At 55.7% G+C, this 12,205-nt stretch carries 10 protein-coding genes and 1 other RNA gene; 7 read left to right on the top strand and 4 right to left on the bottom strand.

The window, feature by feature from the left end; all coding sequences use genetic code 11:
- The first annotated feature begins 10 nt into the window (after positions 1 to 10).
- Together EQV24_RS00580 and EQV24_RS00585 are read left to right on the top strand one after the other, a co-directional pair.
- The gene (locus EQV24_RS00580) at positions 11 to 1,411 is read left to right on the top strand and encodes an MFS transporter (protein ID WP_013096978.1); all 1,401 of its coding nucleotides are present in this window, start codon (positions 11 to 13) and stop codon (positions 1,409 to 1,411) included.
- A 3-nt stretch (positions 1,412 to 1,414) separates the two neighbouring features.
- The gene (locus tag EQV24_RS00585) at positions 1,415 to 3,790 is read left to right on the top strand and encodes a glycoside hydrolase family 3 N-terminal domain-containing protein (protein ID WP_130626014.1); all 2,376 of its coding nucleotides are present in this window, start codon (positions 1,415 to 1,417) and stop codon (positions 3,788 to 3,790) included.
- A gap of 5 nt (positions 3,791 to 3,795) precedes the next feature.
- On the opposite strand, the gene rprA is transcribed toward EQV24_RS00585, so the two are convergent.
- Together rprA and ydiK are read right to left on the bottom strand one after the other, a co-directional pair.
- Positions 3,796 to 3,903, bottom strand: an RNA gene (gene rprA / locus EQV24_RS00590) — antisense sRNA RprA.
- A gap of 208 nt (positions 3,904 to 4,111) precedes the next feature.
- A complete protein-coding gene (gene ydiK / locus EQV24_RS00595; protein ID WP_013096976.1) occupies positions 4,112 to 5,227 on the bottom strand; it encodes an AI-2E family transporter YdiK in 1,116 nt (371 codons plus the stop codon).
- A gap of 199 nt (positions 5,228 to 5,426) precedes the next feature.
- Here ydiK and EQV24_RS00600 point away from each other — a divergent pair, with 199 nt between their 5' ends.
- The 3 genes from EQV24_RS00600 to EQV24_RS00610 all read left to right on the top strand — a co-directional run bounded on the left by EQV24_RS00600 (position 5,427) and on the right by EQV24_RS00610 (position 9,170).
- A complete protein-coding gene (locus EQV24_RS00600; protein WP_130626015.1) occupies positions 5,427 to 8,483 on the top strand; it encodes an FAD-binding and (Fe-S)-binding domain-containing protein in 3,057 nt (1,018 codons plus the stop codon).
- Positions 8,480 to 8,890 carry a 1,4-dihydroxy-2-naphthoyl-CoA hydrolase gene (gene menI / locus EQV24_RS00605; RefSeq protein WP_023620692.1) on the top strand — a complete coding sequence of 137 codons (411 nt, stop codon included), beginning with the start codon at positions 8,480 to 8,482 and terminating at the stop codon, positions 8,888 to 8,890. The genes EQV24_RS00600 and menI overlap by 4 nt, the downstream gene beginning before the upstream one ends.
- An 85-nt stretch (positions 8,891 to 8,975) precedes the next feature.
- On the top strand, positions 8,976 to 9,170 hold the full coding sequence (locus EQV24_RS00610; RefSeq protein ID WP_013096972.1) for a YdiH family protein: 195 nt from the start codon (positions 8,976 to 8,978) through the stop codon (positions 9,168 to 9,170).
- Positions 9,171 to 9,214: 44 nt separating this feature from the next.
- On the opposite strand, the gene EQV24_RS00615 is transcribed toward EQV24_RS00610, so the two are convergent.
- Positions 9,215 to 9,844 carry a helix-turn-helix domain-containing protein gene (locus tag EQV24_RS00615; RefSeq protein ID WP_023620691.1) on the bottom strand — a complete coding sequence of 210 codons (630 nt, stop codon included), beginning with the start codon at positions 9,842 to 9,844 and terminating at the stop codon, positions 9,215 to 9,217.
- Positions 9,845 to 9,910: 66 nt separating this feature from the next.
- Complete coding sequence (locus EQV24_RS00620; RefSeq protein WP_130626016.1) at positions 9,911 to 10,570, bottom strand: helix-turn-helix domain-containing protein; 660 nt, start codon at positions 10,568 to 10,570, stop codon at positions 9,911 to 9,913.
- A gap of 356 nt (positions 10,571 to 10,926) precedes the next feature.
- Between EQV24_RS00620 and EQV24_RS00625 the strand changes: the two genes are divergently transcribed.
- Both EQV24_RS00625 and EQV24_RS00630 read left to right on the top strand, forming a co-directional pair.
- The gene (locus EQV24_RS00625; RefSeq protein ID WP_029882031.1) at positions 10,927 to 11,457 is read left to right on the top strand and encodes a fimbrial protein; all 531 of its coding nucleotides are present in this window, start codon (positions 10,927 to 10,929) and stop codon (positions 11,455 to 11,457) included.
- A 57-nt stretch (positions 11,458 to 11,514) separates the two neighbouring features.
- Positions 11,515 to 12,192, top strand: a complete 678-nt coding sequence (locus tag EQV24_RS00630) for a fimbria/pilus periplasmic chaperone (protein ID WP_062934312.1) — start codon at positions 11,515 to 11,517, stop codon at positions 12,190 to 12,192.
- Positions 12,193 to 12,205: the final 13 nt, after the last annotated feature.

Raw genomic sequence — 12,205 nt, forward strand, 5'->3', positions numbered from 1 at the left:
CAAATAACAAATGACAATCTCCTCTGTACTGCGTACCAAAGATAAAATAGGTTATGGCTTAGGTGATATGGCCAGTGCGCTGGTCTGGCAAACAGCGACGTTATTTCTTGCTTATTTCTATACAGACGTTTTCGGTTTACCCGCGGCCATTATGGGCACCATGTTTTTAGTGGTACGCGTGGTCGATGCCTTTATTGATCCCTGTATCGGCGCGCTGGTGGATCGCACCCAAACGCGTCACGGTCGTTTCCGTCCATGGCTGCTGTGGTTTGCCATTCCGTTTGGCGTAAGCTGCCTCATTACGTTCTACGTTCCCGACGTCGGGCCCACGGCGAAAATCGTCTATGCCTGTGTGACCTACGGGATTTTAAGCCTCATCTATTCCGCCATTAACGTCCCTTACTGCGCCATGCCGGGCGCGCTGACGCTGGATCCGCGCGAGCGCCATTCGCTGCAGTCGTGGCGCTTTGGCCTGTCGTTTATCGGCGGGTTGATTGTGACGGTTATCGCTTTGCCGTTGGTTTCGCATCTTGGACAGGGCAACGTACAGAAAGGCTATTTCTATGCCATGAGCCTGATGGGATTACTGGGGATTATTTTATTCTTCTGCTGCTTCCTGATGACCCGCGAGCGCTATTCTCCGCGGAATGATACTTCTGGCTCCATGCTCACCGATTTAAAACTGCTGGCCGGGAACAGCCAGTGGCGAATTGTGTTCCTGTTTAATATTTTGCTGTTAACGGCGGTCGTGACGCGTGGCTCTGCCACGATGTATTACGTGAATTATGTGCTGTTGCGTCCGGAACTGGTGTTTGCCTTTATCGTCTCCGGGATGGTGGCCTCCTTAAGTGGCGCATTATTATCCGAACGGCTGCTGGGGAAATTTGACCGCGTTCGCGCTTATCAGTGGACCATTATTTCCTTCGTGATTTTTGGGGCGCTGATCTTCTTCCTGCCGCCTTCACAGGTCTGGCTGATTTTTGGCCTCAATATTGTCTTTAGCTTCATCCAGAACCTGACCACGCCGCTACAGTGGACCATGTTCTCCGATGTGGTCGACTATGAAGAGCACCGCAGCGGTCGCCGGCTCGATGGTCTGGTCTTCTCCACCGCGCTGTTCGCCATCAAATTTGGTCTGGCGTTGGGTGGGGCAGTGGTGGGTTGGGTGCTCGGGATGGTGGATTACGCGCCAGGCCAGGCAACCCAGACGCCGCACGTACTCACGACCATTAACGCACTGTTTACCCTCATTCCGTGCGTGCTGTTCCTCTGCATGGTCGCGCTGCTTGCCATCTACAAACTCAACAGTCGGCTGGTGGATTCCATCGCCCGCGAACTGGCCAGCAAGCGCGACGTGCGGCCAGAAGCAGGGCAACTCAGCCCGGCTGCCCCTTCCGCCCTACAGGAGTAAAACATGACTGCAATCTATAAGGACGCGGGACGTCCCGTGCACGAGCGCGTCGCCGACTTGCTGGCACGCATGACCCCGGAAGAGAAGTTCGCCCAGATGCACGCGTACTGGTTGATCCTCGATGAAAACGGCAACCACCGTGAACGCAGCGACTTGAGTGACGAATTCGCGGGGGTGAGTGAACAGGCCTCGCTCAGCGAACGGCTTAAGCTGGGCGTCGGGCAGATTACCCGTCCGCTGGGTACCCATATCGTTGATGCGCAAACCGGCGTGCGCGCCGCCAACCGTCTGCAGCGGATGATGATGGAAGAGACGCGGCTCGGCATTCCGGCGCTGTTCCATGAGGAGTGTCTGGTGGGGTTGTTGTGCAAAGCGGCCACGCTGTTCCCGTCATCGCTCAACTACGGTTCAACCTGGGATCCGGCGCTGGTACAGCGGGCAGCCGAGCAGATAGGCAAAGAGGCGCGGTCCGTGGGCTGCCAGCAGGGGGTGGCCCCGGTGCTGGATGTCTCCCGCGATGTGCGCTGGGGGCGCACGGAAGAGACCTTTGGCGAAGATCCCTGGCTGGTGGGTGTGATGGCCACGGCCTACGTTAAAGGGCTGCAGGGCGATAAACGCGATCTGCTGGCCACGCTTAAGCACTATGTGGGCCACTCGTTCAGCGAGGGAGCGCGCAACCATGCCCCGGTTCATCTGGGCTTTAGCGAACTGAATGATACCTTCCTGCTGCCGTTTGAAATGGCGGTGAAGCTGGCCAATGCCGGGTCGGTGATGCCTGCCTACCACGATATCGACAATCAGCCGGGGCACAGTGACCACTTCCTGCTGACCACCGTCCTGCGCGAACAGTGGGGCTTTGACGGGATCGTTGTGGCGGACTATGGCGGCGTCAGCCTGCTACATCAGCATCACGGGGTCTCGCATGATGCGACCGAATCCGCCGCGCTGGCCTTTAACGCCGGGCTTGATGTTGAGCTGCCGAAAGATGACTGCGCCCGCCATCTGGCCGAGGCCGTTGAGCGTGGTCTGATCTCCATGGCGAAAGTGGACGAGATTGTAGGACGCGTGCTGACCGAAAAATTCCGTCTCGGCCTGTTTGAAAACCCGTATGCCGATGAAAGCGGCATTGATTTGCAAAATGAGACCACCCGGCAGGTTGCACGTGAGGTGGCGACCCGCTCGCTGACGCTGCTGGAGAATAACGGCATTTTGCCTCTCGGCGGCAAACCCCGCGTGGCGGTGGTGGGACCCACGGCGGACGATCCGCTGGCGTTGCTCAGCGGCTACAGCTTCCCGGTGCATTTGATTATCAGCGATATGGTTGACGAAACGTCACAGGTGACGACTCCGCGCGCGGCGCTGGAGCACTATCTGGGCGCGTCGAACGTGCGTTATGCCAAAGGGTGTCACATCATCGAAAAACGAATGGCGGGCGCGCCGGTCTTCCCGGGTGACAGCGGGGGCAAACCGATGCAGCAGTCGCCGGTGTCGCAAAGTACCGCGCTGATCCCCGAAGCCGTGAACGCCGCGCAGGAGAGCGACGTGGTGGTGGCCTGCGTCGGCGACCTCGCCGGTTTGTTCCAGAGCGGCACGGTAGGGGAAGGATCTGATACCGATTCCCTGAACCTGCCTGGCGTTCAGCAACAACTGCTGGAAGCCCTGGTCGCCACGGGCAAACCGGTGATTGTCGTGATGACCGGTGGGCGGCCGTACAATCTTCAGGGGCTGGAAGATAAGGTCGCGGCGCTGATGATGGCCTGGGCGCCTGGGCAGGAAGGGGGCTGGGCAATTGCCGATGTGTTAACCGGCCGCGCGGAGCCGCAGGGACGTCTGGTGGTGAGCGTGCCGAAAAGTGCGGGCGCCATGCCGTACTACTACAACCACAAGCTGAAAAGCGGCGGCACGCCATTCGCGTTCCACTTTGGCTCCCGCTATCCCTTTGGTTTCGGCCTTGGCTGGACGCAATTTAACTGGGGCGCAGCACGCCTCGCGCAAAACAGCGTACCGGTGGACGGCGAAGTTGTGTTGAGTATTGACGTCACCAACCGCGGTGAACGCAGCGGCAGCGAGGTGGTGCAGGTGTACGTCCGGGATAAGGTTGCCACGCAGGTGCGGCCGCTTCAGGAGCTGAAAGCGTTCCAGCGCGTGGCGCTCGCGCCGGGCGAAACGGCCACGCTCACCTTTACGCTGCCCGTGGAGATGTTCAACTTTACCCGTCGGGACGGCAAACGCATTGTCGAGCCGGGCGAGTTTGAGCTACAGGTGGGAGCATCGTCGGCGGATATTCGCGACGTGGTGACGGTCAATGTGACGGGAGAGACGCGGGTGCTGCCTGCTGAATGGCGCATGCTAAGCACCTGTCAGGTTCAGCACGCGTAGCCAGGATAAAAAAAAGCCCATCGTGGGAGATGGGCAAAGACTACACACAGCAATTCGTTGTTTCACTCAGGGGATTTCCATGCTTATAAATCAAGGTGTTGATTTATAACCGTGAGCTAATAGTAGGCATGCCAACCTTGAGCGTCGATCAGATTCGTCTCAATAGTTAAAGAGAAGTAAAGATTTCTTGAGGTGAATAGCGGACTTAGAGCAAAAAAGGCGGGTCGGACCAGTGCGCAATGAATAAATAGTTTAGCAACGTTTAAGTATTGCCGGGGAGAATGTAGGCCGGGTAAGCGTCACGCCACCCGGCAACCCCTTTTACTGCGTATTCTTCTCTTCCAGCTCTTCGAGCTCGCTCAAAATCACATCCGGGTCGGTGCCCGGCGGCGGCACTTCGTGTACCCAGGCGGAGAAGAGACGCCAGGTGACGGCAAGCAGCACCGGTCCAATAAACAGACCGATCATCCCAAAGGCGATTAACCCGCCAATGACGCCGGAGAGGATCAGGATCAGCGGCAGGTCCGCGCCCATGCGGATGAGGATGGGACGAATCACGTTATCCATGGTGCCAACCACGCAGCTCCAGACCAGCAGAACGGTTCCCCACGTGGTATCCCCCGTCCAGTAAAGCCAGATGATGCTGGGGACCAGCACCAGCAACGGCCCCAGTTGTGCAAGACAGGTCATCAGCATCACCACCGTAAAGACGGTGGCGTACGGCACGCCAGAAATGGCAAGGCCAATACCGCCCAGCACCGCCTGCACCAGCGCCGTGACGACCACCCCAAGCGCAACCGCCCGCACGGCCTGCGCCGCCAGCAGAACTGCGGCATCGCCGCGTTTACCGGCCAGTCGGGTAGCGAAATGGCGTACGCCCAACGCTACCTGCTCACCGCGCCAGTAGAGCAGGGCGCTGAAGACCAGCATCAGCGCACAGTGCATCATAAAGCGACCAATATGTGCCGCCTGACCCACAAACCAGGTGGTGGTGGTGCCAATATACGGACGCACTTTCGCCATCAACGCGCTGCCGCCCATCTCCAGCAGGCTATGCCAGCCGCTGTAAAGTTTGGCACCTACCACCGGAATGCTGTTCAGCCAGGCGAGATCCGGCAGCGTTAAATCACCGCTGGTGACGGCGCGAATAACCGGGCCACTGGAATCGACAAGGCTGTTCACCAGCAGCGCAATCGGAATAATAAACAGCAGGAACAGCAGCAGCGTCATGACCAGTACCGCCAGACCGCGGCGGCCAAACAGCAGTTTCTGCAAACGTAACAGCACCGGCCAGGTCGCCACGACCACCGTTGCGGCCCAGGCGAAGCCAAGTATGAAAGGTTGAACAATCCACAGACACGCAATAATCATGAGGGCCAGAAACAGCACCGACAGCAAAATTTGCGCAACATCCCTGGGCTGGCGAAGATTGACCATAAATGAAACTTTCCTTAATAAACACCAGCGAGGCTGGCGGGAACGGATAATCGCGTCACTCTAATCATTAATGATATCAGCGATTTTTGACAGGCGGATTTTGCCCGTAATTCAGCGAAGCACATAAGAAAAAAATGTGATAAAACTTTCCAGACACAACGCAAACGATTTCACACTACTCTAATTAGGGTCGACAGTCATGATCCCACAGATTTCTCAAGCACCTGGCGTTGTTCAGCTGGTGCTTAATTTTTTGCAGGCACTGGAGCAACAGGGTTTTACAGGTGATACCGCCACGAACTATGCCGACAGGCTGACGATGGCGACCGATAACAGTATTTACCAGCTTCTTCCCGATGCAGTCGTCTTTCCACGTTCAACGGCCGATGTGGCGCTGATTGCCCGGCTGGCGACGCAAGAGCGTTTTAGCGCTCTGGTGTTCACCCCGCGCGGCGGCGGCACCGGAACAAATGGCCAGGCCCTGAACCAGGGCATCATCATTGATATGTCGCGCTATATGAATCGCATCATCGAGATCAATCCTGAAGAGGGATGGGTTCGCGTTGAAGCGGGCGTGATTAAGGATCAGCTCAACCAGTATCTGAAGCCCTACGGCTACTTTTTTGCGCCCGAGCTTTCTACCAGCAACCGGGCAACCATCGGCGGGATGATCAACACCGATGCCTCCGGGCAGGGTTCGCTGGTCTACGGAAAAACCTCCGATCACGTTCTGGGCGTACGAGCGGTGCTGCTGGGCGGCGATATCCTGGATACCCAGCCTGTGCCGGTCGAGCTGGCGGAAACGCTGGGTAAAGAGAACACCGCAAGCGGGCGCATCTATCGCACCGTGCTGGAACGCTGTCGCGATAACCGCCAGCTGATCCTCGACAAATTCCCCAAACTGAACCGTTTCCTGACCGGTTACGACCTGCGTCACGTCTTTAACGACGAACTGACCCAGTTTGATTTGACCCGTGTGCTGACCGGCTCCGAAGGAACGCTGGCGTTTATTACCGAGGCGCGGCTGGATATCACCCGGCTGCCCAAAGTGCGCCGCCTGGTGAACGTCAAATATGACTCCTTTGATTCCGCGCTGCGTAATGCCCCGTTTATGGTGGAGGCGCAGGCGCTGTCGGTGGAAACCGTTGACTCGAAGGTGCTTAATCTGGCGCGGGAAGATATCGTCTGGCACTCGGTGCGGGAGCTGATTACCGATGTGCCGGACAAAGAGATGCTTGGGCTTAACATCGTTGAATTTGCCGGAGACGATGCAGAACTTATCGATAGCCAGGTAACCACGCTCTGTCAGCGGCTTGATGAACTGATCGCCCACGGCGAAGGCGGGGTCATTGGCTGGCAGCTCTGTAACGACCTGGCCGGCATTGAGCGTATCTACGCGATGCGTAAAAAAGCGGTGGGGCTGCTCGGCAATGCCAAAGGCGCCGCGAAGCCGATTCCGTTTGCCGAAGATACCTGCGTCCCTCCTGAGCATCTGGCGGATTATATCGTTGAATTCCGTGCGCTGCTGGACAGCCACGGCCTGAGCTATGGCATGTTCGGCCACGTTGATGCCGGGGTGCTGCATGTGCGTCCGGCCCTGGACATGTGCGATCCGCAGCAGGAGATCCTGATGAAACAGATCTCCGATGAGGTGGTGGCCTTAACCGCGAAATATGGCGGCCTGCTGTGGGGGGAACACGGAAAAGGGTTCCGCGCCGAGTACAGCCCGGCGTTCTTCGGTGAACAGCTCTTCGGCGAGCTGCGCAAGGTCAAAGCGGCGTTCGATCCCAATAACCGTCTCAACCCGGGGAAAATTTGCCCGCCGGAAGGCGTGGACGCGCCCATGCTGCAGGTGGATGCCGTCAAGCGCGGCACGTACGATAGACAAATCCCCATTGCCGTGCGCGCGTCCTGGCGCGGGGCGCTGGAGTGTAACGGCAACGGCCTGTGCTTTAACTTCGACGTGAAAAGCCCGATGTGCCCGTCGATGAAAATCACCAGCAACCGCATCCACTCGCCAAAAGGGCGGGCGACGCTGGTACGCGAATGGCTGCGTTTGCTGGCCGATCGCGGTATCGACCCGCTCAAGCTGGAGCAGGAGTTGCCGGAAAAACGGGCCAGCCTGCGTTCCCTGATTGAGCGCACCCGCAACAGCTGGCATGCGAATAAGGGCGAGTATGATTTCTCCCATGAGGTGAAAGAGGCCATGTCCGGCTGCCTGGCCTGTAAAGCCTGTTCGACCCAGTGCCCGATTAAGATAGACGTACCGGAGTTCCGCTCGCGCTTCCTGCAGCTCTACCACACGCGCTATCTGCGCCCGATGCGCGACCATCTGGTGGCAACGGTGGAGAGCTATGCCCCGCTGATGGCCCGGGCGCCAAAGACGTTCAACTTCTTTATCAATCAGCCGCTGGTGCGCAAGCTTTCCGAAAAACATATCGGGATGGTGGATCTGCCGCTGCTCTCGGTGCCGTCGCTGCAGCGTCAGCTGGTGGGGCATCGCTCGGCAAACATGACCCTGGAGCAGCTTGAGGCGTTAAGTCCTGAGCAAAAAGCGAAGGTGGTGCTGGTGGTGCAGGATCCGTTTACCAGCTATTACGACGCGCAGGTGGTGGCCGATTTTGTCCGTCTGGCGGAAAAACTGGGGTATCAGCCGGTGGTTCTGCCGTTCTCACCTAACGGTAAGGCGCAACACATTAAAGGCTTCCTCAACCGCTTCGCGAAAACGGCGCAAAAAACGTCTGATCTCCTTAACCGGGTCGCCGGGCTGGGCATGCCGATGGTGGGTGTCGATCCGGCGCTGGTGCTCTGCTATCGCGATGAATATAAGCAGACGCTGGGTGATAAACGCGGGGCGTTCCACGTTATGCTGGTGCACGAGTGGCTGCCGGCGGCTCTCGAGCAGACCAGCGCCATGGAGGTCAGCGGTGAGCCGTGGTACCTGTTTGGCCACTGTACCGAAGTCACCGCGCTGCCGGGCGCACCTGCGCAATGGGCCTCTATTTTTGCCCGCTTTGGCGCGAAGCTTGAGAGCGTCAGCGTCGGTTGCTGCGGCATGGCAGGCACTTACGGGCATGAAGTGAAGAATCACGCCAACTCGCTCGGTATCTACGAGTTGTCATGGCATCAGGCGATGCAGCGCTTGCCGCGAAACCGCTGCCTGGCAACGGGCTACTCCTGTCGTAGCCAGGTGAAACGTGTTGAAGGTAACGGGGTACGCCATCCGTTACAGGCTTTACTGGAGATTATCGGATGATCTGGAAACGTGCCGTCACGCTACAGGCGTTAAACGCCATGGGCGAGGGGAATATGGTCGGGTTGCTGGATATCCAGTTTATCCGCATTGGGGAAGACGATCTGGAGGCCACCATGCCTGTCGATCATCGTACGCACCAGCCGTTTGGTTTACTGCACGGCGGTGCGTCCGTGGTGCTGGCCGAAACCCTGGGCTCGGTGGCGGGGTATCTCTGCACCGAAGGGGAGCAGAAGGTCGTCGGGCTTGAGGTGAACGCCAACCATATTCGCTCGGTGCGCAGCGGGCGCGTGCGCGGTATTTGCCGCGCGCTGCACGCCGGTAGCCGTCATCAGGTGTGGCAGATTGATATTCTCGATGAGCAGGATCGGCTGTGCTGCTCATCCAGGCTGACGACGGCGGTGGTGTAAATTTCCTGATGTTTTTGCATTTGGTCAAAATCTCGCCAGGGTGTTGTGATATACTGGTCAGGATTTGTACACAAGTGAGGACATCATGGATACTGAAATAACCCCAACGCAACTGGCAATTGAATATTTACGTCGCGATAACAGCAACCTGTCTCCGGCGCAGTACCTGAAAAAGCTGAAACAGCTTGAACTGGAGTTTACAGATTTGCTGGCGCTCTCTTCGAATGAACTGAAAGAAGAGATCTATTTTGCCTGGCGCTTGGGCGTTCACGTCCATTGAGAGAATGAAAAGGCCGCGAGTGCGGCCTTTTTTGTGTCTGCAATTCAGTACCGGGCGGGAAGTTTATTGATTTTAATCAGCCTGCCATCTTCCATTTCAATAAAGCCCCCTGTTTTGAGATCGGCCAGGATACGCATCACGCCGCTGCGGGAAAGCTGGGTTTTATCGCGAATGTAGCGTTCTGCGGTTATCTCCCGGCGATAAGATTCATCTTCATTCATTAATAACATCAGCTGCTGGCGGATCATCTCATAGGCCGTCGGGGCACCCTTTGGCATGACGGTGTTATAGAGCCGGTTGTACATAAACATCAGGTGGTTTGATATCAACCCCCACAGCGCCTTCTCCTGAATAATGACGTGGAGCTGTTCTGCGGTCAGCGTTCCAATCTTGCAGGGGGTCACCGTTTTCAGGTAGTCGTCAAAAAAGATGTCATTAATATTGGCCACTCCAAATAACGCCGGGCTTTTCGCGGTCGACAGCATCAGATTGTCGCTGCGTCGGTAAATGGCAACGGTCCCTTCCAGAATCAAATAACTCATTCCCCGGCCATTAACCACCAGATCCAGCTGCTCCCCGCGATCGAGATGACGGACAGAAGAATAAGGTTGTAAGTGCGTAATCAGCGCTTGCGCATAGGGAGAACCACGATGGGGTTTTTCTGTGGAGGACATAACCTGAACCTGAAAGAATCGTCTTTCTGATTATAGCGTTACTCCTTATTACCGACATCACCTGAATCAGTATTTCCGCGGCAGATGGTGGACATCAAGCAGCACGCCGCGCTCCATCGTAATGTACTTCCCGGTGCGCAGTTCGGCCAGGATCCGCATTATCCCGCTACGCGAAAGCCAGGTGCGACTTTGTATATAGGCGGCCGCCGTGGTGTTCAGCCGTATTGCTTCGGGCTCCTGCATCAATTCAACCAGCTGAAAACGGATGATGTCATAGGCCGACATCTGCGAGATCCGGGAGCAGTGCTCATAGACCCGGGAGGCGGTATAGATCAGCAGATGCGAAAACGGCTCCCACAAATTGTGTTGCGCAATCACGCCGTTAAAACGCTCCAGCGAAACCCCGGCGAGTTCGGAGGTCTCCAGCGCCCTGACATACAGGTGCTCTGAGGAGAACTGGCTACTCACGCCAAGAATAAACGGCGCGGATTCAGAATTTAAGACGATGCCATCTCCCCGACGGTGCAACGCCACGCTGCCCTGGAGCAATAAAAAACACTGACGCACGTCGTTTGCATAATAGTGGAGCACTTCCCCCCGGGACAGTATGCGCCTCTTTGCCAACGGAAGAAGATGATCAATTAATTTCTCGATGTGCTTATAGGGTTTAGCCGTAAGCACGGTGGCTTTTTCATTATCGAGACTGGGAGCCATTCGGGTGTTCATTAGAGACCTCACTCACGGACGCGATCATTATTTGATCGATATAGAGAATTATCTTAAAAAACAGCGAGTCGTGGAATATTTAAGACGGGTCCAAAAATAGACCGCAGTAAATGACGAGCCTAATTATATGAATTTTAAGGACGTAAATTAGGGGTCTAAAAGTAGACTCGAAATAGAAAGGCTTAAGAAATTTCAAAACTGAAATGTATTTATTTTGTTAAAGAGAAGTCTACAGCTAGACCTCAAAATAGATTGTGTACCGAAAAAGAGTTGTATAAATTTCGGTCATCGGCTGATGAAGCCCGAATTATGTAATCTGGATTTCAGTAATAAATAAAGTGATACAGGATTTGATGATGAAAAATAAAATGATGATAACCCTGCTGGCAGTGGGTTCCGCCCTGACAGCAACCCACGCTTTCGCCGCAGCAGGTACCGTTAATTTTAACGGAAATATTCTGGATTCCGCCTGTGACGTTGATGTGGCTTCGCAGAACCAGGTGGTGGTATTAGGTGATTATTATAAGACCGAGTTTCCAACCACCGGGGCCAGAACCGCAGCCACGCAATTTAATATCGTGTTGAAAAATTGCCCGGTGACGGTGACCAACGCGAAGGTTCGCTTTGATGGTACGCCAGATGCCACCAATTCCAGCCTGCTGGCGATTGATTCGTCTGCGGCGGGAGCGGCGACCGGAGTGGCAATCAACCTGATGAGTGCGGATAAGGCGGATCTGCCGCTTCACGGCAGCAACAGCTATAGCTATGTGCTGAGCAGCACCGCGGATAATACCCTGAGTTTCTACGCTCAGTATATTTCCACCGCAGCGACTGTCACCGCCGGTCCGGCGAATTCTGTCGCTAACTTCTCCGTGGTTTACAACTAATCGTTTGCAGCAATGTGCAGGGGGCCATCCCGGCCCCTTTGTGGTATGAGGTTTACAATGCGTTTTATCAACACAACCGGACTGGCCGTAGCGCTGTCAGCACTGACGCTGAGCACAGCGCAGGCCGGAGTGATTATTGGCGGCACCCGTATCATTTTCGATGGGACAAAAAAAGAGGCGTCAATAAGCATTAATAATCCTGACGCGACGCCTTATTTAATTCAGTCATGGATAGATCTGCCGGAAGGTAATTCAGGTAAAGCGCCTTTTATTATTACACCACCGTTATACCGACTGGATGGCGGGCAAAAAAACGTCGAGCGAATTGTGATGGCGGGTGCACTGCCTCAGCAGCAGGAAAGTTTATTTTGGCTGAATATTAAAGCGATCCCTTCGGCATCAAAACAGACGAACGCCCTGCAAATAGCAGTGAAAACGCGCATCAAACTGATCTACCGGCCAGAAAGTTTGCGGGCGTCTACGCCAGAAGAACAGGCTAATAAATTAACCTGGCAACGAGCCGGGAATGAAATTCAGGTCAACAACCCCACGCAATATGTCGTCAATTTTAATGAAATTACGCTGGGGGGGAAAAAGCTGGACGATGTGACCTACGTGTTACCCGGCGCCTCAGCCCGGTTTGTATTACCCAATGAGGCAAGGGGAAATTCACTCACGTTTAAAATTATTAACGACTATGGCAGTCCCGGCGTATTACATCAAGCCAGTTTGTGATCCTTTCACAAAC

It is taken from the genome of Enterobacter sp. A8 (assembly GCF_004296595.1).
Classification (GTDB): Bacteria; Pseudomonadota; Gammaproteobacteria; order Enterobacterales; family Enterobacteriaceae; genus Enterobacter; species Enterobacter cloacae.

Bases quoted from the DNA above. Each gene is read 5' to 3' on its own strand.
- EQV24_RS00610 (WP_013096972.1), top strand. From the start codon at position 8,976: ATGGATACTGAAATAACCCCAACGCAACTGGCAATTGAATATTTACGT.
- EQV24_RS00580 (WP_013096978.1), top strand. From the start codon at position 11: ATGACAATCTCCTCTGTACTGCGTACCAAAGATAAAATAGGTTATGGC.
- EQV24_RS00600 (WP_130626015.1), top strand. From the start codon at position 5,427: ATGATCCCACAGATTTCTCAAGCACCTGGCGTTGTTCAGCTGGTGCTT.
- EQV24_RS00615 (WP_023620691.1), bottom strand. From the start codon at position 9,844: ATGTCCTCCACAGAAAAACCCCATCGTGGTTCTCCCTATGCGCAAGCG.
- ydiK (WP_013096976.1), bottom strand. From the start codon at position 5,227: ATGGTCAATCTTCGCCAGCCCAGGGATGTTGCGCAAATTTTGCTGTCG.
- EQV24_RS00585 (WP_130626014.1), top strand. From the start codon at position 1,415: ATGACTGCAATCTATAAGGACGCGGGACGTCCCGTGCACGAGCGCGTC.
- EQV24_RS00625 (WP_029882031.1), top strand. From the start codon at position 10,927: ATGAAAAATAAAATGATGATAACCCTGCTGGCAGTGGGTTCCGCCCTG.
- EQV24_RS00630 (WP_062934312.1), top strand. From the start codon at position 11,515: ATGCGTTTTATCAACACAACCGGACTGGCCGTAGCGCTGTCAGCACTG.
- EQV24_RS00620 (WP_130626016.1), bottom strand. From the start codon at position 10,570: ATGAACACCCGAATGGCTCCCAGTCTCGATAATGAAAAAGCCACCGTG.
- menI (WP_023620692.1), top strand. From the start codon at position 8,480: ATGATCTGGAAACGTGCCGTCACGCTACAGGCGTTAAACGCCATGGGC.